This window comes from Stenotrophomonas sp. 82F1, assembly GCF_056861525.1.
The window spans coordinates 114,566-137,945 of record NZ_JBSPUD010000006.1 but is presented as its reverse complement, the minus strand read 5'-3'; the positions used below and the strand labels follow the sequence as shown (position 1 = coordinate 137,945).

The 23,380-nt window shown below is 64.3% G+C and carries 21 protein-coding genes and 1 pseudogene; 12 read left to right on the top strand and 10 right to left on the bottom strand.

Going from position 1 to position 23,380, the window contains the following annotated elements; all coding sequences use genetic code 11:
* Positions 1 to 61 precede the first annotated feature (61 nt).
* Positions 62 to 1,015: a DUF1028 domain-containing protein gene (locus AC13GI_RS09260; protein WP_380657394.1), complete on the bottom strand. Its 954-nt coding sequence runs from the start codon at positions 1,013 to 1,015 to the stop codon at positions 62 to 64.
* 273 nt (positions 1,016 to 1,288) lie between these two features.
* Positions 1,289 to 2,683 carry a helix-turn-helix domain-containing protein gene (locus tag AC13GI_RS09255; protein WP_482996107.1) on the bottom strand — a complete coding sequence of 465 codons (1,395 nt, stop codon included), beginning with the start codon at positions 2,681 to 2,683 and terminating at the stop codon, positions 1,289 to 1,291.
* Positions 2,684 to 2,770: 87 nt separating this feature from the next.
* On the opposite strand from AC13GI_RS09255, the gene AC13GI_RS09250 reads away from it, so the two are divergent.
* From AC13GI_RS09250 to mmsB, 5 genes are read left to right on the top strand one after another with little or no spacing between them, the layout of a single operon-like run.
* Positions 2,771 to 4,276, top strand: a complete 1,506-nt coding sequence (locus tag AC13GI_RS09250; RefSeq protein ID WP_025875748.1) for a CoA-acylating methylmalonate-semialdehyde dehydrogenase — start codon at positions 2,771 to 2,773, stop codon at positions 4,274 to 4,276.
* 15 nt (positions 4,277 to 4,291) lie between these two features.
* Positions 4,292 to 5,458 carry an acyl-CoA dehydrogenase family protein gene (locus AC13GI_RS09245; RefSeq protein WP_099819603.1) on the top strand — a complete coding sequence of 389 codons (1,167 nt, stop codon included), beginning with the start codon at positions 4,292 to 4,294 and terminating at the stop codon, positions 5,456 to 5,458.
* Positions 5,455 to 6,252 carry an enoyl-CoA hydratase gene (locus tag AC13GI_RS09240; protein ID WP_482996106.1) on the top strand — a complete coding sequence of 266 codons (798 nt, stop codon included), beginning with the start codon at positions 5,455 to 5,457 and terminating at the stop codon, positions 6,250 to 6,252. Before AC13GI_RS09245 ends, AC13GI_RS09240 begins: the two co-directional genes overlap by 4 nt.
* The gene (locus AC13GI_RS09235) at positions 6,249 to 7,427 is read left to right on the top strand and encodes an enoyl-CoA hydratase/isomerase family protein (RefSeq protein WP_482996105.1); all 1,179 of its coding nucleotides are present in this window, start codon (positions 6,249 to 6,251) and stop codon (positions 7,425 to 7,427) included. The genes AC13GI_RS09240 and AC13GI_RS09235 overlap by 4 nt, the downstream gene beginning before the upstream one ends.
* A complete protein-coding gene (mmsB, locus tag AC13GI_RS09230) occupies positions 7,424 to 8,314 on the top strand; it encodes a 3-hydroxyisobutyrate dehydrogenase (RefSeq protein WP_482996104.1) in 891 nt (296 codons plus the stop codon). The genes AC13GI_RS09235 and mmsB overlap by 4 nt, the downstream gene beginning before the upstream one ends.
* A 289-nt stretch (positions 8,315 to 8,603) precedes the next feature.
* Here the strand turns inward: mmsB and AC13GI_RS09225 are convergent, their stop codons facing one another.
* Both AC13GI_RS09225 and AC13GI_RS09220 read right to left on the bottom strand, forming a co-directional pair.
* Positions 8,604 to 9,029 (bottom strand): organic hydroperoxide resistance protein, encoded by a 426-nt coding sequence (locus AC13GI_RS09225; protein ID WP_004153735.1) that lies wholly within the window; start codon positions 9,027 to 9,029, stop codon positions 8,604 to 8,606.
* Positions 9,030 to 9,140: 111 nt separating this feature from the next.
* Positions 9,141 to 10,097: a cation diffusion facilitator family transporter gene (locus AC13GI_RS09220; protein WP_482996103.1), complete on the bottom strand. Its 957-nt coding sequence runs from the start codon at positions 10,095 to 10,097 to the stop codon at positions 9,141 to 9,143.
* Positions 10,098 to 10,329: 232 nt separating this feature from the next.
* On the opposite strand from AC13GI_RS09220, the gene AC13GI_RS09215 reads away from it, so the two are divergent.
* The 4 genes from AC13GI_RS09215 (at position 10,330) to AC13GI_RS09200 (ending at position 16,129) form a co-directional block, all read left to right on the top strand.
* Complete coding sequence (locus AC13GI_RS09215; RefSeq protein ID WP_099819608.1) at positions 10,330 to 11,784, top strand: SulP family inorganic anion transporter; 1,455 nt, start codon at positions 10,330 to 10,332, stop codon at positions 11,782 to 11,784.
* Between the two features lie 206 nt (positions 11,785 to 11,990).
* The gene (locus AC13GI_RS09210; protein ID WP_482996102.1) at positions 11,991 to 12,860 is read left to right on the top strand and encodes a lysozyme inhibitor LprI family protein; all 870 of its coding nucleotides are present in this window, start codon (positions 11,991 to 11,993) and stop codon (positions 12,858 to 12,860) included.
* Between the two features lie 54 nt (positions 12,861 to 12,914).
* Entirely contained in the window at positions 12,915 to 13,319 is a 405-nt protein-coding gene (locus tag AC13GI_RS09205; protein WP_482996101.1) for a lysozyme inhibitor LprI family protein, read from the top strand.
* A 41-nt stretch (positions 13,320 to 13,360) separates the two neighbouring features.
* Positions 13,361 to 16,129 (top strand): peptidoglycan-binding protein, encoded by a 2,769-nt coding sequence (locus AC13GI_RS09200; protein ID WP_482996100.1) that lies wholly within the window; start codon positions 13,361 to 13,363, stop codon positions 16,127 to 16,129.
* Positions 16,130 to 16,182: 53 nt separating this feature from the next.
* Here AC13GI_RS09200 and AC13GI_RS09195 read toward each other — a convergent pair whose 3' ends face one another.
* A complete protein-coding gene (locus tag AC13GI_RS09195; protein WP_482996099.1) occupies positions 16,183 to 16,761 on the bottom strand; it encodes a hypothetical protein in 579 nt (192 codons plus the stop codon).
* A 379-nt stretch (positions 16,762 to 17,140) separates the two neighbouring features.
* Here AC13GI_RS09195 and AC13GI_RS09190 point away from each other — a divergent pair, with 379 nt between their 5' ends.
* Positions 17,141 to 18,637 carry a hypothetical protein gene (locus AC13GI_RS09190; protein ID WP_482996098.1) on the top strand — a complete coding sequence of 499 codons (1,497 nt, stop codon included), beginning with the start codon at positions 17,141 to 17,143 and terminating at the stop codon, positions 18,635 to 18,637.
* A gap of 260 nt (positions 18,638 to 18,897) precedes the next feature.
* Positions 18,898 to 20,436, top strand: a complete 1,539-nt coding sequence (locus AC13GI_RS09185; protein ID WP_482996097.1) for a PIN-like domain-containing protein — start codon at positions 18,898 to 18,900, stop codon at positions 20,434 to 20,436.
* Here AC13GI_RS09185 and AC13GI_RS09180 read toward each other — a convergent pair.
* Positions 20,437 to 20,679 (bottom strand): annotated as a pseudogene (locus AC13GI_RS09180) (phage late control D family protein); the annotation flags it as partial.
* Between the two features lie 245 nt (positions 20,680 to 20,924).
* Between AC13GI_RS09180 and AC13GI_RS09175 the strand changes: the two are divergent.
* Positions 20,925 to 21,635, top strand: coding sequence for a hypothetical protein (locus AC13GI_RS09175; protein WP_482996096.1), 711 nt, complete (start codon positions 20,925 to 20,927; stop codon positions 21,633 to 21,635).
* Positions 21,636 to 21,793: 158 nt separating this feature from the next.
* Here the strand turns inward: AC13GI_RS09175 and AC13GI_RS09170 are convergent, their stop codons facing one another.
* The 4 genes from AC13GI_RS09170 to AC13GI_RS09155 all read right to left on the bottom strand — a co-directional run bounded on the left by AC13GI_RS09170 (position 21,794) and on the right by AC13GI_RS09155 (position 23,297).
* A complete protein-coding gene (locus AC13GI_RS09170; protein ID WP_482996095.1) occupies positions 21,794 to 22,399 on the bottom strand; it encodes a hypothetical protein in 606 nt (201 codons plus the stop codon).
* Between the two features lie 17 nt (positions 22,400 to 22,416).
* Complete coding sequence (locus tag AC13GI_RS09165; RefSeq protein ID WP_482996094.1) at positions 22,417 to 22,683, bottom strand: tyrosine-type recombinase/integrase; 267 nt, start codon at positions 22,681 to 22,683, stop codon at positions 22,417 to 22,419.
* 63 nt (positions 22,684 to 22,746) lie between these two features.
* Complete coding sequence (locus AC13GI_RS09160) at positions 22,747 to 23,088, bottom strand: hypothetical protein (protein WP_482996093.1); 342 nt, start codon at positions 23,086 to 23,088, stop codon at positions 22,747 to 22,749.
* Positions 23,085 to 23,297, bottom strand: a complete 213-nt coding sequence (locus AC13GI_RS09155) for a hypothetical protein (RefSeq protein WP_482996092.1) — start codon at positions 23,295 to 23,297, stop codon at positions 23,085 to 23,087. Before AC13GI_RS09155 ends, AC13GI_RS09160 begins: the two co-directional genes overlap by 4 nt.
* Positions 23,298 to 23,380 lie beyond the last annotated feature (83 nt).

The window sequence follows — 23,380 nt, the reverse complement described above, 5'->3', positions numbered from 1 at the left end:
GGGCCCGCCCGGGGGGTTTGTCGCGCGGCGCCGCGCGCGGGTCTGGCCCCGCCGCTACCGTCTATCGCCACGCCTCGACCACCGCATCGCCCCGCAATGGCGCGTACAACGGCAAGGCCAACTCCTGCTTCACCCATTCCGGGTTGAGCGCGCGCAATCCCGCCAGGTATTCGCGGGCCAATGCGGTTTCGCCGTGTGACATCGCCAACCGCGCGGCACGCGCCCATGTGCGGTCCCAGCCATGCGCGAGCGCCAGCGATGTGGCCAGCGATGCGCGCGCAGCCGCAACATCGCCGCGTTCCCACTGCTGTTCGGCGCGGATGATCGCGTCATTTGAAAGCCGCATGTCGTACAGCTCGCGCAATCGCGCTACGGCGCGCGGGTCGGCATCCACGCGCAGGTCGGTGTCCTGCCAGTCGCCGCCCGGCGTGCGCACCAGCAGCGCCGCCGACCATTGCCCGCTGCGTTGCCCGCCTGCCGCTTGTCCTGCTTCCAGCGCGGCCAACAGCCGCGCGGCAAGCTCGCCGTGGGTGGCCGCAAACGCGCGTTGCATCGCCGCAAGTACCTCCGGCCCGGCCAGTCCGTTGCCTTGCACGCTCACCTGGCCCTCGCCAACGGCACCCGCCCAATCGGCCTGCTGTGCGGTGGCGCCGGTGTACTGCGCGTTGCCGCCACGCGCACTGACCAGCCCGACCTGCCGCTCGGCGATGGTGGTGCCATCGAAGTCACCATCCTGGTCCAGCAGCTGCTTGAGTACCTGCCCCGGCGTGCGGCCTTCGGCCAGCAGCGCCAGCCCCTTCGAGCCGTAGGTCGGGTTGGTTTCGAACTGGCTGGCGACCGCGCCGACCTTCGCCTGCGCCCACGGCACGCCGACACCGCCGACGGCGAGGTTGTGGGTGGCGACGGCCACCCCGCAGTCGCCGGCGTCATTGCAGGCGGCAATGGAGAACGTGGCCCATGCCGGCGCAGCGACGGCAGCGAGCAGCAGGGCGAGGCAGGGGCGCAGCAGGGACATGGCGGTCTCCGGGGCGGGCATCCCCAGTGGGATGCAGCCTACGCGCGGAAGGTTTAGTAGATCCACGCCATGCGTGGATGAATCTCCATCGAAATCGAATAGTCGACAATTCATCGAAGCGCATCCACGCATGGCGTGGATCTACCGTGTCGACCAAGGTCGACACCCACCAACAGCGGCGGGACCCACCCCGCCATCCCACGGAATGCCCGCTGTTGCTTCTGCTGTTGCCTTGGATTGAAGCAGGTGCAGGGCGCAGCCCTGCCGAACCCCCTACCTTCCCGGCAACTGGGTAAACGCACGCTGCATGCAGTCCTCGCGCGGGCACACCCGGCAGCCCGGCCCGATCGACACCGAATTGCCCGGGCTCTGCACGTCCAGCCCCAGCGAATACACCAGCCTGTCCGCATGCTGCAGGTCACAGCCCAGTGCCACCGCGAAGGTCTTGCGTGGCTGGCCGTGGCCCACCGGGCCGCTGCTGACCTGCCGTGCCAGCCAGAAATGACGGCGGCCATCAGGCATGCGCGCGGTCTGGGTGAGGATGCGTCCGGGCTGGTTGAACGCCTCGTAGACAATCCACAACGGGCATGAACCGCCCACCTGCGAGAAGTGGAAATCGGTGGCCGAGTGGCGCTTGGAGACATTGCCGGCGCGGTCCACGCGGATGAAGAAGAATGGCAGGCCGGGTGCGCTGCGGCGTGCCAGCGTACTCAAGCGATGGCAGACCGCCTCGAATCCCACGCCGAACTGGTGCGCCAGCAGCTCGATGTCATAGCTGCTGGCTTCGGCCGCGCGCAGGAAGCGCATGTACGGCATCACCAGAGCGCCGGCGAAATAGTTGGACAGGCCGATGCGCGCCTGCGCGATGCGGGCCTCGTCGCTGAAGCCGGTGCGCGCGATCACCGCATCGATCTGCGGCAGGTAGCCGCGCAGCGCCAGCTCGACCGCCATCTGGAACGCCTGCTGGCCCGGCTCCAGGTAATCGGGCAGCCACAACGTACGGCTGCCGGCATCGTACTGGCGCTTCTCGCGGCCGGCCTGCAGCGCGGCCACTTCCACCAGCACCCCGTGGCGATCGGCCAGCAACTGGCGCAGCCGGGGTGCCACGTGTCCCGGCGCCAGCCCCCATTCGGCGAACAGCTGCTCGGCCAGTTCATCCAGTTCGGGGATGTGGTTGTGCATCCGGTTGAAGAACTCGCGCACCTGGTCACCGGCCGGCAGCGTGCTGCCTGCGCCCGGCTCGCCCAATTGGAATTCCAGAGCGGCGGCATGCTCGCGCAATGCCAGGTGGCGGCGGTGCAGGTCCAGCAGCGCGCGGCTGACCTGCGGCAGGTTGCCGGCCAGCGCCCGCAGTTCGGTGGCGCTGACGTCGGCCAGGCCGAGGTCGCGCAGGGTTTCGCCCAGCGACTCCTGCAGCGCGGCGGGCTCATTGTCGTCGAACAGGGTGGAAACATCGCCCAACACCTCGCCCAGCTTCTTCTGCACCGCCGGCGTCAGCGGGCGCTTGTTGCGCTCGATCTGGTTCAGGTAGCTGGCCGACAGCCCCAGTGCGCGGGCAAGGTCGGCCTGGCTGTAGCCGCGCTGCTCGCGCAGGCGCAGCAGACGCAGACCAAGTTGGCGCTGGGGGGCTGAATAATTCACAGAATTAACAGGAATCGTGGCGGGCATTGGCCAGATTAAGCGGATTCAGGCCGGAAATCGAGGCGGGTGCTGTGAATAATGCCAAGCATCTTTCGCACCCCGTGGATTGTCGTCATGACTGTTGCAGCGCCCCGTATCCGCATGCTGATCGATGGCCAGTTCGTTGAATCGGCCACCTCCCACTGGCAGGACGTGATCAATCCGGCCACCCAGGACGTGCTGGCCCAGGTGCCGTTCGCCACCACGGGTGAAGTCGACGCTGCCGTGGCCGCCGCCAAGGAAGCCTTCAAGACCTGGCGCAAGACCCCGATCGGTACCCGCGCGCGCATCTTCCTGAAGTACCAGCAGCTGATCCGCGAAAACATGAGCGAGCTGGCGCACATCCTCACCGCCGAACAGGGCAAGACCCTGCCGGACGCCGAAGGCGATGTGTTCCGCGGCCTGGAAGTGGTCGAGCATGCGGCCGCCATCGGCAACCTGCAGCTGGGCGAACTGGCCAACAACGTGGCCAATGGCGTTGACACCTACAGCATCATGCAGCCGCTGGGCGTGTGCGCAGGCATCACCCCGTTCAACTTCCCGGCGATGATCCCGCTGTGGATGTTCCCGATGGCCATTGCCACCGGCAACACCTTCATCCTCAAGCCGTCCGAGCAGGACCCGATGGTCACCATGCGCCTGGTCGAGCTTGCCCTGGAAGCGGGCATCCCGAAGGGCGTGCTGAACGTCGTCCACGGTGGCGAGGAAGTGGTCAACGCCATCTGCGACCACCCGGACATCAAGGCCGTTTCGTTTGTGGGTTCCACCCGCGTCGGCACCCACGTGTACAACCGCGCCTCGCTGGCCGGCAAGCGCGTGCAGTGCATGATGGGCGCCAAGAACCACGCCGTGGTGCTGCCGGACGCCAACAAGGAGCAGACCCTCAACGCGATGGTCGGCGCTGCCTTCGGTGCGGCCGGCCAGCGCTGCATGGCCGCCTCCACCCTGGTGCTGGTCGGCGAAGCGCGCGGTTGGGTGCAGGACCTGGTCGAAAAGGCCAAGACCCTGAAGGTCAGCGGTGGCACGGTCGCCGGCACCGACGTCGGCCCGGTCATTTCCTGCAGCGCTCGCGATCGCGTCGAAGGCCTGATCGCCTCGGGTGTGGAGCAGGGCGCCAAGCTGGTGCTCGATGGCCGCAAGCCGCAGGTCGATGGTTTCGAGAAGGGCAACTTCGTCGGCCCGACCATCTTTGCCGGTGTCACCACCGACATGCGCATCTACCAGGAAGAAATCTTCGGGCCGGTGCTGGTCATCCTCGAAGCGGAAACGCTGGATGAGGCCATCGCCATGGTCAACAGCAACCCGAATGGCAACGGCACCGCACTGTTCACCCAGTCCGGCGCCGCCGCACGTCGCTTCCAGGAAGACATCGACGTCGGCCAGGTCGGCATCAACGTGCCGATTCCGGTGCCGGTGCCGCTGTTCTCGTTCACCGGTTCGCGCGCTTCCAAGCTGGGCGACCTGGGCCCGTACGGCAAACAGGTGGTGCTGTTCTACACGCAGACCAAGACCGTCACCGCGCGCTGGTTCGACGACGAGACGCTGAGCCACGGCGTCAACACCACGATCAGCCTGAAGTAACAGCAGGAAGCAGCCATGAGCCACTCGATGACGACGGAACAGGAAGAAGCGCAGCAGGCGTACCGCGAAGCGGCGCGTGACTTCGCACAGGCCGAACTGGCGCCGCACGCCGCGCGATGGGATGCGGAGGGCATCTTTCCGCGCGAGGCGATCGCCAAGGCCGGTGAACTGGGCTTCTGCGGTCTGTACATGGACCCGGAAGTGGGCGGCAGCGGCCTGAGCCGACTGGACGCCGCCGTCGTCATCGAGGAGCTCGCCAACGTCGACCCGTCGACCGCGGCCTACATCAGCATCCACAACATGGCCTCGTGGATGGTGTCCAAGTGGGGCCAGCCGGCGCTGCGCGACGCCTGGGGCAATGACCTGTCTTCGGGCAGCAAGCTGGCCTCGTACTGCCTGACCGAGCCGGGTGCTGGTTCGGATGCGGCCTCGCTGAAGACCAGCGCCGTGCGCGATGGCGATTTCTATGTGTTGAATGGCGCCAAGGCCTTCATTTCCGGCGCCGGCGCCACCGAACTGCTGGTGGTGATGGCGCGTACCGGCGGTGCCGGTGCAGGCGGAGTCAGCGCGATTGCGGTGCCGGCCGACCTGCCGGGCATCAGCTACGGCCGCAAGGAAGAGAAGATGGGCTGGAACAGCCAGCCCACCCGCGGCATCACCTTCGAAAACGTCCGCGTGCCGGTCAGCCACCTTCTGGGAGAGGAAGGTGGCGGCTTCAAGCTGGCGATGAAGGGGCTCGATGGCGGCCGCATCAACATCGCCGCCTGCTCGCTGGGTGCTGCGCAGGGTGCGCTGGATGCCGCGCGCCGCTACATGGGCGAGCGCCGCCAGTTCGGCAAGGCGTTGTCCGAATTCCAGGCACTGCAGTTCAAGCTGGCCGACATGGCCATCGAACTGGTCGCGGCGCGGCAGATGGTGCATACCGCTGCACGCAAGCTCGATGCCGGGGCCAGCGATGCCAACGTGTGGTGCGCGATGGCCAAGCGTTTCGCCACCGATGCCGGCTTCAACATCTGCAATGAAGCCCTGCAGATTCACGGTGGCTACGGCTACATCCGCGAATATCCGATCGAGCGCCTGCTGCGCGACAGCCGCGTGCACCAGATCCTGGAAGGCACCAACGAGATCATGCGGGTGATCGTTGCCCGTCACCTGCTCAATACTGAAGAGGAACTGCGATGAAGGATTGGCGTACCCAGGAGCACGTGGGCCTGAAGGTCGAGGCCGATGGCCACACCGCCGTGGTCACCCTGCACAACCCGCCGGCGCATACCTGGACCGTGCACAGCCTGTCGGCGCTGCGCGACCTGGTGGGCGCGCTCAACGCAGACCGCGACATCTACGCGCTGGTGATCACCGGTGACGGCGAGAAGTTCTTCTCCGCGGGTGCCGACCTCAACCAGTTCGCCTCCGGCGACAAGGCTGCGGCACGCGAAGCCGCGCGCCGTTTCGGTGAAGCCTTCGAGGCGCTGTCCGCGTTCCGTGGCGTGTCGATCGCTGCGATCAACGGCTACGCCATGGGCGGCGGCCTGGAATGCGCGCTGGCCTGCGATCTGCGCATCATCGAAGACCACGCCCAGGTCGCGCTGCCGGAGGCCACCGTTGGCCTGCTGCCGTGCGCCGGTGGCACCCAGAACCTGCCGCGCCTGGTGGGCGAGGGCTGGGCCAAGCGCATGATCCTGCTCGGCGAGCGCATCAACGCCGAGACGGCGGTGCGGATTGGTCTTGCCGAAGAGAAGGTCGGCAAGGGCGAATCCAAGGCACTGGCACTGGAATGGGCGAAGAAGGCCGGCAAGCAGAGCCCGACCAGCATCGCCGCCTGCAAGACCCTGGTGCAGTCCACCCGCACCGGTACCCATGCCTCGGCGCTGGTGGCCGAGCGCGAGGCCTTCGTCGATCTGTTCGACACCGCCGATCAGGTCGAGGGCGTGAGTGCCTTCCTTGAAAAGCGCGCCGCGCAGTGGAAGAACGCATGACCGCGGTCGACCCGAACGCTGCCGAAGCACCGGTACTGTTCGAAGAGCGCGCCGCTGGCAACGGCGCGCGTATCGGCATCGCCACGCTCAACGCGCCGCGTACGCTCAATGGATTCTCGCTGCCGATGGCGCACCTGCTGCTGACGCAGCTCAACGCGTGGGCCGACGATGACGGCATCGCCTTGGTGGTGCTGCAGGGTGCCGGTGAGAAGGCGTTCTGCGCCGGCGGCGACCTGCACAGCCTTTACAAGGCGATGGTTGCTTTCCGCGAGGCCGGCCACACGGACATCCGCGAGAACGACTACGCCGCCGAGTTCTTCGACGTCGAGTACCGCGTCGACTACCTGATCCATACCTACGCCAAGCCGATCCTGTGCTGGGGCCATGGCATCGTGATGGGCGGCGGCATCGGTCTGATGTCCGGCGCCAGCCATCGCGTGGTCAGCGAGCGCTCCAAGCTGGCCTTCCCGGAAATCACGGTCGGCCTGTTCCCTGACGTGGGTGGCAGCTGGCTGCTGCCGCGTGTGCCGGGTAGCGGTGGCCTGTTCCTGGCCCTGACCGGTGCGCTGCTCAACCCCGGCGATGCGATCTATGCCGGCCTCGCTGACGTGCACGTGGCCGAAGAGCGCCGCAGCGCGGTGTTCGATGCGCTGCTGCAGGTGGCGTGGTCGGCCGATGCCGCACGCAACCATGAACGGTTGTCGCAGCTGCTGCTGTCGTTCGCCAGCGACGCGGCTACCGGCCCGCTGCTGGCCAATGCCGCGCAAGTCGATGCGCTGTGCGAAGGCGATGATCTCGCCGCCATCGTCGAACGCATCAGCACCCTGCAGACCGATGATGCCTGGCTGCAGGCCGCACAGAAGACGCTGGCCGCCGGTGCGCCGGGTTCGGCACGGCTGGCCTTCGAACTGCAGCGCCGCAGCGCCGGCCAGGATCTGGCCAGCGTGTACCGGCTGGAATACATCACGGCGCTGCATTGCGCCGCGCATGGCGATTTCGCCGAAGGCATCCGCGCGCTGCTGATCGACAAGGACCGCACTCCATCGTGGAACCCGGCCACACTGGTCGAGGCCAACCGCGCATGGGCCGATACGTTCTTTGCTTCTCCCTGGGCCGACGCCGCGCATCCGCTGGCCGACCTGGGCACCCCTGTCGTCGAAAGGAGCCTTGCATGAGCCGCATTGCATTCATTGGGTTGGGCAACATGGGTGGCCCGATGGCCGCCAATCTGGTCAAGAACGGCCACACCGTGCGCGTGTTCGATCTGGTGCCGGCCGCTGTACAGGCCGCCGTCGATGCAGGCGCCAGCGCAGCGCCGTCGGCACGCGAGACGCTTGCCGACGCCGAGGTGGTGATCTCGATGCTGCCGGCCAGCCGCCACGTCGAAGGTGTGTACCTGGGCGATGACGGCATCCTTGCCGCGATTCCCTCCGGTGCGCTGGTCATCGACTGCAGCACGATCGCCCCCGCCAGCGCGCGCAAGGTCTCCGAAGCGGCCGCCGCACGAGGCCTGCAGATGATCGACGCACCGGTGTCCGGCGGTACTGCCGGCGCACAGGCCGGCACGCTGACCTTCATCGTCGGTGGTGAAGAGGACGCGCTGGAACGCGCCCGCCCGGTGCTGCAGGCGATGGGCAAGAACATCTTCCATGTGGGTGCCAGCGGCGCCGGCCAGGTTGCCAAGCTGTGCAACAACATGGCGCTGGGCGTGATCATGGCCGTCACCGGCGAAGCCATCGCGCTTGGCGTGGCGCACGGGTTGGACCCGAAGGTGCTGTCGCAGATGATGGCGGTCAGCACCGGCCGCAGCTGGGCCACCGAAGTGTGCAACCCGTGGCCGGGCGTGCTGGAAAACGCACCGGCTTCGCGCGGCTACAGCGGCGGCTTCGGCAGTGACCTGATGCTGAAGGACATGGGCCTGGCGGTGGAAGCGGCGATGAGCGTCGGCGCCTCGATTCCGCTGGGTGAAGTGGCCCGCAATTTGTACTCGATGAACCACCAGGCCGGTCGCGGCAAGCTGGATTTCTCCAGCGTCGTGCAGCTGATCACCAGCGAGAAATAGGGCTTGGACGTGTAGAGCCGAGCCCATGCTCGGCTGCCTTTCCAGCGCGCATCGCGGCGCCGGATGGATCAGCCGAGCATGGGCTCGGCTCTACGCAAGCGAATGCGCCCCCGGCCACGTGCCGGGGGGCCACCCGAGGTGGGATGGGCGGATGCACGGTTTCGACCGGCATCCGCCCATTTTTTTGGGTCGGATCCCTTTCGCAACGCGAAAGGGCTCTGACCCCAGACACACCGCAACGGGGTCAGAGCCCTCTGCCTATGGCAAAGAGATCCGACCCCTCGTTGCATCAGGCAACGATCAGCGTCACGTCGATGTTGCCGCGGGTAGCGTTGGAGTACGGGCAGACGATGTGCGCCTTCTGCACCAGCTCTTCCACCTGCTCGCGCGGCACGCCCGGCACGTTGATGGTCAGTTCGGCTTCGATGCCGAAACCGGTCGGGATCTGGCCGATGCCAACCTTGCCGGTCACTGTGGTGTCGGCCGGCAGTGCGACCTTGGCCTGGCCGGCGACGAACTTCAGTGCACCGAGGAAGCAGGCCGAATAGCCTGCAGCGAACAGCTGTTCCGGATTGGTACCCGGGCCGCCAGCGCCGCCCAGCTCGCGCGGGGTCGACAGCTGGATGTCCAGCACGTTGTCGGAGGACACGGAACGGCCTTCACGGCCGCCGGTGGAGGTGGCCTGGGCGGTGTACAGAACCTTTTCGATGGACATCGGGATGCTCCTGGTCAGTGGGTGGGTAATGCGTTGGAGCCTACTTTGCCCGGATTCTGCACACGTTGGGTTACAACACGTCTGAAAAACTTGATTGAACGTCCTGTCGGCCTAGATCGTCCATTCCCGGTCAGTGGTGAACATGATGGTCAGCCAGCGGTCCGGTGATGATTCGCCCAGCGCATCACCGATTTCGTCGCGCAGGTGGTCCCACTCCAGCAGGGGCCGCGGCGGGTCGTCCTCGCGCACCACGAAGAACAGCTCGATCTGTTCGCCACGGCCGACCTGGGCCACGTAGCTGCGGTGTTCGACGAAGCCGTGCTTTGCAACGATTCCCCGCGCCACCGCATCGACGTGCGCCTGCAGTTCCGGCGGCGTGACCAGCAGGATGCCGGCCAGTGCGCGCCGCACCGTGCCCAGCGGCGCGATCATCACCAGCACGCAGACGAACGCCAGGATGGCCGGATCGATGTACGGTCCGACCCATGCCCATGACGTGCCGTGGACCAGCACACCGCCGAGGAAGGCCGCCAGGTAGCAGGCTGACATGCTCGCAGCGATCGCCCAGTTCTTCGCATCCAGTGCGATGAACTCCGAGCCGATGCGCCGGTTGGCACGCAGCACGAACCAGGCCAGCGCGCTCTCGGCCACGATCGACAGCGCCGCGAAGATGATTGCGGGACCAAGCGCGATCTGCCGCCCACCCGACATCAGCGCATCGACCGCGTTGACCAGCGCGTACAACGCCGCACCGATCATCAACGTGCCGCTTACTCCCAGCACGATCGGTTCCAGGTGCCAGAACCCCATGGTGAAGCGCTGGTTGAGGCGCGACTGCAGGGCGTCGGTCTGGGTGGACAGCGCGATCAGCCGTGCGACCAGCAGCGACAGCCAGGTCATCACCACGTCGATCAGTCCGTAGATGCCATCGAAGATGATCAGCGAAGAGTTGGCCAGCAGGCCGAACACCACCGCCGCTGCAGCCAACAGCAGCGAGCCGACGATGGACAGGCGCAGCACGCCTTGTTCGGTGCGTGTATCGAAGTAGCGGGGCGGGGCCGTGACCATGCAGCATTGTAGAGCGGAGCCACGCTCCGCTGCCTTTCACGCAGTCTGGCCTACCTCCGGGTCATCGGCTGCAGTAAACTCCGCCCCCTCCACGCTTTCCGACGACGCACTGCAGTGATCACGCCACCCTGACCCTTGCCGCCCATCGGCAGCCGGCCCATCCGGCTCAGGAACCCGTGTCTTTCCACTGCAGCGCCACGTGGCTCCGCCCGCGTGTGCGCGGAGCTTTTCCATGCAAACGTCCTATCCCCTGCGCCAGCAATGGCTCGGCAACCTCCGTGGTGATCTGCTGTCCGGTGCCGTTGTCGCCCTGGCCCTGATTCCCGAGGCCATCGCCTTCTCGCTCATCGCCGGCGTCGACCCCAAGGTCGGCCTGTATGCCGCGTTCTCCATCGCCGTGATCACCGCCATCGCCGGTGGCCGGCCGGGCATGATCTCCGCTGCCACCGGTGCGATGGCATTGGTGATGGTCGATCTCGTTCGTGATCACGGCCTGCAGTACCTGTTCGCCGCCAGCATCCTGGCCGGCCTGCTGCAGGTAGTGGCCGGCCTGTTCAAACTCGGCTCGTTGATGCGCTTCGTCTCGCGCTCGGTCATCACCGGTTTCGTCAATGCACTGGCGATCCTGATCTTCCTGGCGCAGATGCCCGAGCTGATCGGCCGCGGCCCCACCGTGTACGTGCTGTGCGCCGCCGCGTTGGCGATCATCTACCTGCTGCCGCGCATCACCCGCGCCGTGCCGTCGCCGCTGGTTGCCATCGTCGTGCTCACGGCCATAGTGATCGGCTTCGATGTGGACGTGCGCAGCGTCGGTGACATGGGCCAGCTGCCGGACAGCCTGCCGCACTTCCTGCTGCCCGATGTGCCGCTCACCTGGGAAACCCTGCGCATTCTGCTGCCGGTGTCGGCCACGCTGGCCGTAGTTGGCCTGCTCGAATCGATGATGACCCTGCAGATCGTCGAGGACATCACCGAGACGCCCAGTGAGCGCAACCGCGAATGCGTCGGCCAGGGCCTGGCCAACACGGTCACCGGCTTCCTCGGCGGCATGGCCGGCTGCGCGATGATCGGCCAGTCGGTCATCAACGTGACCTCCGGTGGCCGCGGGCGCCTGTCCTGCCTGGTGGCCGGCGTACTGCTGCTGGTGCTGGTGGTGTACGGCAGCGACCTGGTGCGGCAGATTCCGATGGCCGCACTGGTGGCGGTGATGATCATGGTCAGCATCGGCACCTTCAGCTGGCGCTCGCTGCGCGACCTGAGCACGCATCCACGCAGCTCGTCGGCGGTGATGCTGTTGACCGTGGTGGTCACCGTGGCCACCCACGATCTGGCCAAGGGCGTGCTCAGCGGCGTGCTGTTGTCGGCGCTGTTCTTCGCGCGCAAGGTCGGCCGCATGCTGGATGTGCAGTGCGAGGAGGCCGGTGGCACGCAGGTCTACCGCGTGCGCGGCCAGGTGTTCTTTGCCTCCGCCGGGCAGCTGGGTGCGGCGTTTGATTACCAACGCGTGGCACAGAAGGTTGAGATCGACCTGCGCGAAGCCCACCTGTGGGATCTGACTGCCGTCGCCGCGCTGCAACGCGCGCAGGAAAAACTGGCCGCGCACGGTGCCGAGGTCAACGTTGTCGGCCTCAACGCCGCCAGCCAGACGCTGATCGAACAGGTGGGAGGGCGCGGCGGCGCACATTGACCGCGCGCCCTGTCGCGGTCTGTGCCGGGGCTCCATGCCTCGGCCTGGCAAGGCGATTTCTGCGACGCCGTCCGCGCAAGCTGAATCCAGTCAGCCATCTGAAACCGCCGCTGTCGTAGGATTGCCCCCGTGATGGGGCCGATGGACGGCCCCTCCCGGCCGGCGACCGCTGGCGACACGCAAGGGAGATACAGGCAATGCAGGCAATGGATGCCCGTCGGGGCAATGAACAGATCGCCTCCGGCCGTCGGTACTGGAAGGTGCTGGCCCTGTGCCTGGCACTCACCGCCTGCCAGGCACCTTCTTCCCCTGCATCGGCCGAAGCCGCACCCACCCCGGCACCGCTTGTCGCGGCATCGCCGACAGCCTCCCCCGGCCCATCGCCTGGTGATTCCTCCGGGTACCCCGATGCGTCCTACTCGGACGGTCGCCTGCGCCCGGCCTATGGCTGGTGCGTGGATGGCGTGGAGGATGCGGGCAAGCTGCAGGCCTGCGGCAAGGACGAACTGGCCTATCAGGAAGGGCGCCTGCAGGAGGCTGCCGGCAAGGTCGTCGTCGGGCTTGATGCGGCGGCGAAGAATGCGTTCCTGGCCACCCAGGCGACCTGGCGCAGTGATACCGATCGCCATTGCGTCGCTGCGGCCACTGCCGGGGTGGATGACCTGCAGAAGGCGCAGGAATGCCGCTTGTTCCGCGTGGCCAATCGTGCCGATCAACTGCTCGCCCAGAGTGGGCCCCCGGATACCTCCTATACCCAGGCAACACTGCGGCCCGAATACACCCGTTGCGTGCAGGATGCCCGGGGTATGGACGACCAGCTGGAAGTCTGCGACTCGACCGAGCTCGCCCATCACAAAGCGCTGCTGGAAGCACAGGTCGCGCGACTGATGGACAGCCCCGACGGCCCGGCCAAGGACCGCTGGATGGACGAGCAGGCGAACTGGGCCGAGGACACCGACAAGCGCTGCAGTGCGGCCACGGAGAGCGTGGGTCAGGCGCTGGACGCGCAGTCGTGCCGCATCAACCGCTACGCCAATCGCGCAGTGGAACTGCAGAAGCGCATGCTGGCCCCCTGACGGGGCCTCCGGCGTGTGCAGCGCATCGAAGCATTGACCGGTAGGAAGCAGACCATGGCGAGCAGGACCTTGGGCATTGTGGTGGCGGCGATGGCGGTGCTGTGCACCGGCCAGGTGCATGCCGCGTCCGCGCTGAGCGCGGCCTATCAGGCGTGCTCAGGCCGCGCGCAGGGCATCATCGAAGAAGCCGCCTGCCTGTCCAGCGAATCGGACCGGCAGGACCGCCGGTTGAACCAGGCGTACCAGCAGTTGCAGGAACGCCTCGACGCCACGGCCAAGGGACATCTGCTGGCCGCGCAACGGGCGTGGTTGCAGTCGCGCCAGCGCGATGGCGAACTGGAAACCGCGCTGTACGACGATTCGCAGCCGGGCAACCTGCAACAGAAATTGAATGACACCGAGCGCCTGCGCGCGCGCGCCGATCAGCTGGAAACCTACCTGCGCCTGATCGGTTCGTAATCCGCAATACGGTCATCCCTCCACGGATCAGGAAGTGAGCCATGCCAAACAACATCGATACCCGTAACCTGGACGCAACCGCCGGCGCGGTGTTTTTCGCCGTCGGACGCGGCACCGAAGGTGGCGGATCGTCGTACCACCTCAGCATCGCCGGCATCACCAAGGGACTGGATGAGCCGAAGTGGGGCACGGTCAGCGCGGTGGCCGCCAACAGTGGCTATTCGCTGGGGACCATCCAGGTCGACTTCGGCCAGCGTGGCAAATGGCCGCTGGGTGCCACCGAAGAGCGTGCGCTGAAGCCCGGCGAGACGACCTACGTGGACGCGGTCATCCAGCAGGCCAGCAGCTACGCCAAGGCGCACCATCTGCCCTTCACCAACGACCATGCCGACCTGCGCGCCGACCTGCTCAGCCACGGCGACGGCCAGGGCAAGCGCTCCTCGATCCGCTTCATCGATGTCCCGACCCGCGACAGCATCAACGCCTGGGCCGGGTCGCCCGAAGGCAAGCAGTGGATCCACACCCACGTGGACTACCCGCAGGTGCGCAACGCCACCCGCATCGCCATGACCATGCTGGACAGGCACGGTAGTGGCATTGCAGAAGACAAGCGTTTCGAAGCGATCGCGCTGATCGCCAAGTCCGCCAACCAGCTGCCGGGGACACTACCGCAGCTGGAAGCCGTGCTGAAGCGGGGCGGCGACTACCAGGACCTGCGCGACAAGGCGGCCGAGATCCGCCAGGACAAGAAATACTATGCCGGCCTGGCGGCCGCTGACGTCGCCGCTGGTTATGAAGAGGCCTATCCCCGCCATTCGGCGGAGATGGATCGCGCGCATCTGAAAGTGGGTCGCCGCGACTTCGCGCCGGCCAACGAAGGCAACGACCCCGACATCCGCGTAGCGCTGGAACAGGCGCGCTCGCACAAGCACGGTGGCGGTGGCCCGCAGGTGCTGAAAGAGGGCTCTACTGGCCGCGCGGTGGAAAAGCTGGAGCACAACCTGCATGCCTTGGGGTACGGCGGTGCAGGCGTACAGGCGATCCACCCCGACCGCCAGTTCGATGCCGCAACCCGGCAGGCCGTCGAAGCCTTCCAGCGCGACCATCGTCTGAATCCGGTCGATGGCAAGGTGGGGCCTGCGACGCTGGGTGCGATCGACCGTGAGGCGCGCGCGCTGCAACGTGACATGGCCGCGCTGGGCCTGACCGATGCGCATGGCAAAGCGATCACCGCCGATGGCTACCTGGGGGCCGGCAGCCAGCACGCCATCAACGTTTTCCAGCAGCAGCACCATCTGCCGGCCACCGGCATGGCCGACGCACAGACGCGCCGCGCCATCGATGCCGAGGCCGCACAGCATCGCCCTGCCGCGCCTTCGCCTGCTGCCCCGACCGCGCCGACTGCGCCGGCAGCTCCGACGAGGGCTGCGCCACCCGCAGCGCCGCAGCACACCGGTCCTGCCGGCGCCGCAGCGCCCGGTGGCGAGCGCATTTCCGTAGTGGAACCCTTCGGCAACGGCAGCAGCAACCGCGTCCTTCGCCACGGCATCAGCGGCGAGGAAGCATTCCGCGAGCTGAAGATCCACCATCCCAACACCAATGCGGCCGCCGTGCGCGCTGGCGATGCCAGCAAGGTTGACCGCACCGCAGACATGGTCGACGGTGAACTGGAGGCCGTGCGCAAGCGTGGGGACACCAACGGCATTCCGCTGGTGCAGAAGGACCTGATCCTGACCGACCGTGCCGGTGGGCGCAGCCTGATGATTCCCAGTCCGGTGGCCGGCTACGTCCAGCTCAACAAGGACGGCACCAATTCCATCAGCATCTACAGCCATCCGGTCGGCGATGCCCGCCGCGAGCTGGTGGGCCAGGTGTTGCACGGCGCCGTCGGCTCCATCCCCTACAAGACCGGCGATTTCGTCGAGTACGGTGCGCCGCTGGTGCGCCAGTCCGATGTGGGGTCACCCGGCGCGGTGCACGCACATATCGAAGTGGAGCCGGCGCAGTTCCGGCGCTACCTCGGCGACATGCTCAACGACCGCATCACCCTCGGTGGCAAGGTGCACGCGCAGGGGCCCGAAGCGGCGCAGGCCGCACGCGCCACGCAGCAGGCGCCGATGGCCGATGGCATGCTGGTGAAGGGCGAACGCGGCGACGAGGTCAAGGCGCTGCAGGGCAAGCTGGCAGCCCTGGGTTACACCGCAGCCGACGGCAAGGCGCTGGGCACCGACGGCATCTTTGGCAAGGACACGCTGGCAGCGGTCAAGCAGTTCCAGGCCAACAACGGCCTGGAGCAGGATGGCAAGGCCGGCCGCCAGACCCTGGCGCGCCTGGACGACCCGGCTGCAGTGAAAGCCGGCGCGCAGACCGCCGCCGCCCCGGCACGCACCGAACCGAGTGCCCCGGCGGCCCCGAGCATGCGCGATCCTTCGCACGCCGAGAATCCGCGCTTCAACCAGGCGCTGGAGAAACTGCAGGTGCTGCAACAGCAGCGCGTGCAGGCCGGGCTGTGCCCGCTGTTCGCCAACGCGCAGGAAACCGAACGTGCCGCCGGCCAGCTGGCCTACGAGAGCAAGGTCGCCGGCATGCGCCAGATCGACCATGTGGTCGCGCGTCCGGATGGCAGCGGTCTGTTCGCCGTGCAGGGCAACGTCGGCGACCCGGCCGCGCAGCGCACCTTCGTCGACAGCCGTCAGGCCGTGTCGCAGTCGGTCGAGGCCAGCACCCGCCAGGCCGAGGAGCTGGATGTCCAGTTCAACCAGCACGTGCAGGATCAGCAGCAGGATCAGGTGCGCAACCGCGGCCTGTAAGCCCGCCGCACTGTGCCCAGGGGCTCCGGGTCGAACCCGGAGCCTTCTGCAGATCATTCTGCAGGGGCGATCCGCCGGTACACCCCGAACTGGGTATTGCGCTGGCCCATCGGGATGATCAGGGCCAGCAGGACCGCGCCTCCGCCCACCTGCTTCACCACCAGATCGTTGTCCACCGTGCAGGACAGCTCCACACGCGACCAGACGCAGCCGGCGCCGGCCTCGCCCGGTTTGCACGATGACCACCGGTTGATGACCAGCTGGTCTCCCTCAGCGCTGTAGCTCCTGCTGGAAGCGCTGTCTTCGGCCTCGATGCGGGCGCCATCGGCGGCATGGAAGCGGGCCACCAGCCGGCTCGCCTGCTGACGGAGCGTGACCTGGTGGATGCCCTTGTCGTACACGCCAAAGAGCCTGGAAAGCGCACCGATGGGCGCATTTTCCTGTCCGGCCGACAGGTAGGACGGCCGGTTGTCGAACGTGGCGCCCTCGGTGAAGTCGCATCGTGGGCCGGGCTTGATCTCGGCGATGCGCGCGTCGCGGACGCTGCGGCAACCGCTGCCCAGTGCCAGCGCCGCCAGCAGGGTGAGGCAGGAAAGGCCAACGCCCGCCGGCGAGGATCCAGTCGATTTCATTGTGGCTTCCCTTCCAGCAGATTCGGTGCAGCAGGAACGCGCGTACCGAGTATCCCCACCCAAGGCCGGCAGCGGCAACCCGGGCCCCATTCCCGGCGGCCCGCCGCCATTCATCCGCCCGGTGTAAACTATTGATCTCACTGGCAATGCCAGTCTCCACGATCAACCGCCCGATGACGTCCGCCACCGCCCGTTACGCTGATTCCCTGCGCCTGTCCGTCGCCCGATGATGGACTGGACCGACAGGCAGATCTAACAAGGGTTTTCGGAGCCGTGGTACAGCCTTGGAACAGCGTCCCCCGAGCGGGGTGCATGGAGACCCTCTCTTCGTCGTGACCTCGGCTACTCTCTGACGATCCAAGTCAAGACGGACGCTGTCATGCAAGAGGACCTAGGAGGGGTGTTCGATCTTTCAGATTCTGAGGGAGCCAACGACTCAGAGCGAGCGTTGATCAATCTCTGTTCAACTTCATTTCTCAGCCTTTGGTCACACCCGAACACCTACACCTCAGAGGGACTCCGTGACGGGCAATCAAGCGGAAAGGAGTTCAGCGACGTTCTCGTGGTCTTCGGCAGCGACGTCGTCATCTTTTCGGACAAGCATGTCGAGTTCCACGGCGATACCAACGTTGATGTCGCATGGCCCAGATGGCATCGGAAGGCTATTCAAAAGTCGGTTAGACAGCTTAGGGGAGCGAGAAGTTGGCTTAACCGGTTTCCGGATCAAATATTTCTCGATCCTCAGTGCACACGTCCCCTGCCTGTAGCCATACCCTCTATCGACCAACGTCGAGTACATCTTGTAGCTACCACAAGAGGCACATCAAAGTACTGTGCGCAGCACTTCCAAGGAAAGAGTGGAAGTCTGATTGTCGATAGCGGATTAGAGCTAAACAGCGTCGACAGGCCATTTTGTGTAGGGGTGTCGCCTGATGACTTTGTTCACGTCTTCGATGAAGATGCTCTGAGCTTTGTGCTACAGCGCTTAGACACCGCGCCCGATTTTATTGAATACCTAGAAGCGCGCGCGAGTGCGCTTCGCTGTCGGAAGCCTCTGCTTCTATGTGAAGGAGAGGAAGCGCTTCTCGCGACTTACCTGGCAAGATCACATGAAGGCCAGGCGCTCAACGCCATCGTGAAGGATAAGAGCGCGCCGGTAGATCTACTTCATATCCGATGGCGAGTGGCCCCAGAGTTCTTCAATAGCGATGAGTTTGCGCGCAAGGTTGCCGCTGACGCTGAAAGCTACCAATGGGATGATCAGATCGAAGCGTTCATTCGTATCGGAAATCCTAGGTACGGCGCATTTGAGCCTGTGCCGCCGGGTAGCGTTGAGCAAGCTCTACGCGTGATGGCAAGCGAGAGCAGATTCCAACGTCGAGTGTTGGTTGGTGCCTTCAATGACATGCTGAAAGGTGCCCGATCAACTCCTGAACAATCCCGCACCAGGGTGCTGTGGACGAAAGAGCGACCAGAGCGGGCCTACGTCTTCGCTTGCATGCCCTGTCACCCCAGTTGGAGTAGGGATGAGTACCGAAGGCGCCGCAGCAACTTTCTGACAGCCTATGTTTATGGAGTACCTTCGCGCGCTCTGCAGGCGAGGGTGATTGTAGGAATTGCAGTTGACCATCCAGTACGCAGCTACCGAGAGAGCTCAGAGGATCTAATCGTTCTAGAGACGGATCTTCTTGATGAAGATGAGCTCTCCAGGCTAAGGGCTCAGCTCGAAACTCTCGGAATACATAGACCGCAGAGCGCGCTCAACTACGGGCGGGCGCTTGAGTATCCTGAAGGGAATGGTCCCGAGATCCTCAGTCCGTCGAGACAGCAACGCAGGGCCGCCGAGCGACGCGCTAAGAAGAGCAAACGTCAGTGATTGCAGTTTCGGTCGAAGACGGCCATAACTTCCATGCCCGAGGCCAATGTTGTGGGTACTCGGCAGAGCATCGTCCAGGTACCCAGCGGTGGCCTAGTGCTAGGCAGCAGCCGTCCAACCGCACGCAAAAAGGCCGCCCATTGGGCGGCCCTCTCGTTTCCTAGGCTGCGCGAGCCTTTCGCTGGTCGTCCCACCAGCTGGCTAAGTCTGGCGTATCGTAGACATCGCCCATACGTGGTGGGAGCATGCCGGCGGTGTGCTTGTTGGCCATCGTCTTGAGCTTCGCGGTTGGTCAAACCGTGTTTGAAGGGGCTGTGATCGGTCAGGTGTCTACGGGCGATGTGCAGATCTATGTGGATAACGTCTCCCATTTCCCGCGTCGACATAACAATCTACATGGCGCTACGCGCCAGGAACGGAATCAAGGAGCGGAAGGCATGCGTACACAGTTCTCTGGCTACTTCGATCCAACGCAGGATCAACTCCAAGCGCTGTGGGCAGAGCACGACAGTGTGATAGCCCTCGACACCAACGTTCTGTTGGGGCTGTACCGCATGCCTGCGGATTCGCGGAAGGAAATCATAGAGCTGCTGACCCGCCTGAAGGATCGACTGTGGGTGCCTTATCACGTCGTGCTGGAGTTTCATCGCAATAGGCTGGAGGCTATGCGGGCAGAGTTTGCAGCAGCCAAACAGCTTGGCAAGGACGCGAGGATTGCCTACGACGCATTTAAAGCGGCCATCTCGAATGATCGGGTTCGTGAACGCGCTTGCTGGCCCCAGCTATCAGAGAAGCTTGGGGAAATCGACAAGAAGGCAGATGAGCTCTTCAAGGTGACTAAGGCCGAGAGCGATCACTACATTTCGCCAAATGCCCCCGACTCGGTGCTCAATTTCGTCGAGACGTTGCTGGAGGGGCGAATTGGTGCCCGCCCAGTGGACCAGAACATCGTTGACGCCGCAGAGAGGCGCGCGGCCGAACGTTACAAGACGAAAATAGGGCCTGGCTATTACGACCAAGAGAAGGCCGGCGACATCTACGTCTTTGATGGACTGATCTACGATCGTCAGTACGGCGACTACATGGTGTGGAGTGAATTAGTCCGTCGCAGCAGAGAGCAGAATACGAAGCGACTGATGCTGATAACTTCAGACGTTAAGCCAGATTGGTGGCTTGATTCAAAGTCAATTTCAGGAAAGCGACCACAGCCGGAGCTCGTCATGGAAATGCTGCGAGAAGCGTCCGTGGAGCTCTTCTGGATGTACACACTGTCGGATTTTATCAAGAACGCCGGAACGTTCTTGCGCGCGAATGTCACGCAGCGAGCAATATCGGATGCGCGCCAAGCAGAGTCTGTGCCCCGGCGAGAATCGATGCCGCCACCGCCTCCGGAGGGCACGCGAGCACGCCCGATCCAGATGGACGATATCAATACGGTTCTTTCGGGATACACGAATGAGGTTCTTAGCCTTGGAGACCACATCGGGGCTGGACTGAGACGCAGAAAGGACAAGACTTCCATAGGTGTCGTGGTGATTGCGGCGCATCCCATGCTGATCAGACCCCAAGCAATTCGATCCGAGCTTCGGACCATGGTGGAATTCCTCGGTGGCTATGCAATGCTCGCCGGCCTAGAGGTCTACATCGTATCGGCACATGGCACACCTCAGCTTCTGTCAATGGCAGGCAACGTAGCAAGGACAATGCTTGATGCTCTCGATTTGAAAGGAGTTGCTGCCGAGATTTTCGTCGGCCATTTCTTGAACAGCGAGCGAACGGAATACATGTTTGGAACGTAGTTAAGATCCCCGTTCAAGCTCTACCGCAGTGACGAATCCGCTGCTGCCGTCGATGGTGTGCGTGGTCTTGGCCACCAGCCAATCGGTGCCGTCGATCTCCGGTTTGAAGCCGCTGACCGTCACCGTCTGCTCGGGGTAAATATCGGCCCTGCCATGGGCGAGGCGATAGCTCAGCTGTGCGGTGCCGCGTTCCAGCCGCTTGAACTCGGCCTCGGCATGCTGCCGCGCTTCGTCGGCTGTGGAGTAGGTAGCTGCCGCGCCGGCGCCGAGATGTGGGTGGCCAGGCATGAGGCCCGGCTCCGCGAGGATGTGGCAGCCATCAGCCGCTGGAGGGAGGTGGTGCGCGCGAACAGGTTGGCCAAGACGCAGACGTCTCCCCCGTTGGCCTGGATGGGTTGAGCGATACTCTCACCAAGACCGAGAGCTGGCACCGTGCATCCGCTGCGCCAGCAAGAAGCCGCTCAGCGGAAATGCAACGGAGGCCAAGCGTGGACTTCATCAATCAGATTGTGACCAGCATTGTCGCGGGTGGGGCGGCCGTTGCCTTCCTGTGGCCGATCTTAAAGGGGCTGATTTCCACATGGATGGATGATCGCTTGAAACGAGAATTGCAGGGCCTAGTCCACATTCAAAACAAGGAAATTGAGAGACTGCGCGCCGAGTTGACCAAGACATTTGACAGAGCGTCTAAGCTCAACCATCGTGAGTTTGAGGTGCTTCCGGACACCTGGGCGACCGTAAGTGGCGCGTTTTGGGCAGTCCATGGCTTTGTTCATCCATTTCAAGAGTACCCGGATGTTGGCGCCATGACCGAGGCCCAAAAGACCGAATTCCTTGCATCAACGGAGCTGCAGGGCTGGGAGAAGGACAAGATCCTCCACAGCACCGACCAGACCCGAGAGTACATTGACGTCATCTATTGGCACAGGTTTTCGCGGGCAAGAAGGCTGGTCTCCGAAGCCGGAAGCTGCTTGGCTAAATCGGGAATATTCATCGAAGACTCATTACGGGAGCAGTTGGACGAACTGCTTCATCGATCAAACGCCGCATTGATTGAAGATGAAACGAACAAACGAAGCCCTCCATTGCGGCCACAGGATCGCCTAAGGGCTGCTGTGAACTGGATGAGGACTGATGGCCCTAAGGCAATTGGCCAGGCTGAAACTGCCATTAAGAGGCGGCTGTGGAACGCTAGCTAGCCGATCAGTCAGCAATACAGTGATTTGGGCAGCACTTGAGTCTCAACGAGCAAGGATGTGTCGGCGACAAAGGGCGACAGTAGTGGAAGGGGCTACCTTCAATCGCCGTTGAAGTTACGTGGCTGACGGCAGCACATCACTTGCGTCCCCGGGACGCCCTAGTCGATCACGGCTTCGTCTCTCGTCGTACGTGGGATGGCCTGGTCCAGCGGGAACAATCCCGTCCCGAGACGCTTGTCGGCCTCAAGCGCTGTGTTAAGGGCGAAGGCTAGGATCTCTCCCCACGCGGAAAACACAAGACGGAACTCTTCCTCCGTTACGAGCAGATCCTCTCCCGACTTTGGATGGGTAAGGCGGTTGCGCACGGCGACAGCCTGCTTGATGGTCGACAAAGCGCCGGCACTCCAATCGAAGTCGGCATTAGACATTTGACCGCGCGCCATCAGTTTGGAGACCAGTCTGATGCTACTCACCATTGGGATAAAGTTGGCCTTCTTCTTCACCGTGCCGTTCTCTGCTACGACGTACGTTTCATCGCCAAGTGCAGCAATCTCCAGTGTCGAATAACTTTCAGGGCTCTGCGCTGCAGCGGCACGAGCCAAGTTCTTCGCGTACCAAAGAATGCCTTCCGTGCCAGCGAATATCGTACGGACGGCCATTCTGTAGGTCGACGCATCTGCACTGTTGCGAGCTTCGTTAGCCACCTTCATCGCGTCTTGCGATGTGATGCGTATCAATGTTGAGAATTCGTCCTTGTCTTTCATCCTTCTCACCTCCAGTCCTATCGAGGCTGACGGTGGAGTGACTCCGCCCGCAGCTGTATATACCGCTTCAGCTCATTCCATGAAGTATGAAGGGTCATCGCCGCGATCTCGGGGATATCGTAGACGTGCTCGAACAGCCGCGACGTGGCTTCGTGCCGCAGGTCGTGGAAACACAGATCCTCGACCCCGAGCGCGCTGCAGGCGCGGGTAAAGGACGTGCCTACGGATTTCAAGTTGTGGGGGAAGATTCGGTTCTCGCCGGCGATTCGCGGCTGTCGCTGCACCAGGTCCCAGGCTTCGCCCAGCAGAGGGAATGTCCGATGGTTGCCGATCTTGGCGCGGGGTGCTTAGCGTCCCTGAGCATTGCTGTCCGCTTCTCGCTGTCCAGATCCGATCACAGCAGCCGGGTGATTTCGCTTTCCCGCTTCGCCGTAAGGATGGCGAAGGTGACGATATCGCTCATGGGGATTGTTGAGCGCCAGGCAGCCGCCGCGTAGTACCCATGCAGGCGCTGCAGTTCTTCGTCGGTCGTCGGTCGGGCGCCGGTCACGCTTCTTGGATTTGGCCACCAGCTTCAACAGCCGCAGTACCGGCCGGGCACCAGCTACCGGGTCAGTGGCGAGCTTCACTCCCTTCATCGGGCCAGCCAGTTTCAGCAGCTCGGACAGGAAGCCCAGCTCGACGTTCATCGTGGCGGCCGAGCAAGGGGAATAATGAGACCCTTGGCGTTCATGTGGTCGCCGTGAACCCGCCGCCGGGCATGGTCGATCACGTCGTAGGCGGTGAGGCGTGTGGCCAGGATGCCGCCCAGGCTTTCGCGGAGCCCGGTGAGGTTGCCCGTCTGGGTCGTGCCAGCCGCCTTCACAGCGGCTAGGTCATCGATACGCCAGTCGATCAACTACTCTATGGTCAGATTCTCGCCGGGCGGTGCCACCCCAACCCCGTTCAGCCCCGCGGTGTAAACTATTGATCTCACTGGCA

Bases quoted from the DNA above. Each gene is read 5' to 3' on its own strand.
- AC13GI_RS09225 (WP_004153735.1), bottom strand. From the start codon at position 9,029: ATGTCCATCGAAAAGGTTCTGTACACCGCCCAGGCCACCTCCACCGGC.
- AC13GI_RS09200 (WP_482996100.1), top strand. From the start codon at position 13,361: ATGCCAAACAACATCGATACCCGTAACCTGGACGCAACCGCCGGCGCG.
- AC13GI_RS09160 (WP_482996093.1), bottom strand. From the start codon at position 23,088: ATGAACGTCGAGCTGGGCTTCCTGTCCGAGCTGCTGAAACTGGCTGGC.
- AC13GI_RS09240 (WP_482996106.1), top strand. From the start codon at position 5,455: ATGAAGGATTGGCGTACCCAGGAGCACGTGGGCCTGAAGGTCGAGGCC.
- AC13GI_RS09235 (WP_482996105.1), top strand. From the start codon at position 6,249: ATGACCGCGGTCGACCCGAACGCTGCCGAAGCACCGGTACTGTTCGAA.
- AC13GI_RS09210 (WP_482996102.1), top strand. From the start codon at position 11,991: ATGGATGCCCGTCGGGGCAATGAACAGATCGCCTCCGGCCGTCGGTAC.
- AC13GI_RS09205 (WP_482996101.1), top strand. From the start codon at position 12,915: ATGGCGAGCAGGACCTTGGGCATTGTGGTGGCGGCGATGGCGGTGCTG.
- AC13GI_RS09260 (WP_380657394.1), bottom strand. From the start codon at position 1,015: ATGTCCCTGCTGCGCCCCTGCCTCGCCCTGCTGCTCGCTGCCGTCGCT.
- mmsB (WP_482996104.1), top strand. From the start codon at position 7,424: ATGAGCCGCATTGCATTCATTGGGTTGGGCAACATGGGTGGCCCGATG.
- AC13GI_RS09190 (WP_482996098.1), top strand. From the start codon at position 17,141: ATGCAAGAGGACCTAGGAGGGGTGTTCGATCTTTCAGATTCTGAGGGA.
- AC13GI_RS09250 (WP_025875748.1), top strand. From the start codon at position 2,771: ATGACTGTTGCAGCGCCCCGTATCCGCATGCTGATCGATGGCCAGTTC.
- AC13GI_RS09220 (WP_482996103.1), bottom strand. From the start codon at position 10,097: ATGGTCACGGCCCCGCCCCGCTACTTCGATACACGCACCGAACAAGGC.
- AC13GI_RS09215 (WP_099819608.1), top strand. From the start codon at position 10,330: ATGCAAACGTCCTATCCCCTGCGCCAGCAATGGCTCGGCAACCTCCGT.
- AC13GI_RS09255 (WP_482996107.1), bottom strand. From the start codon at position 2,683: ATGCCCGCCACGATTCCTGTTAATTCTGTGAATTATTCAGCCCCCCAG.
- AC13GI_RS09170 (WP_482996095.1), bottom strand. From the start codon at position 22,399: ATGAAAGACAAGGACGAATTCTCAACATTGATACGCATCACATCGCAA.
- AC13GI_RS09195 (WP_482996099.1), bottom strand. From the start codon at position 16,761: ATGAAATCGACTGGATCCTCGCCGGCGGGCGTTGGCCTTTCCTGCCTC.
- AC13GI_RS09245 (WP_099819603.1), top strand. From the start codon at position 4,292: ATGAGCCACTCGATGACGACGGAACAGGAAGAAGCGCAGCAGGCGTAC.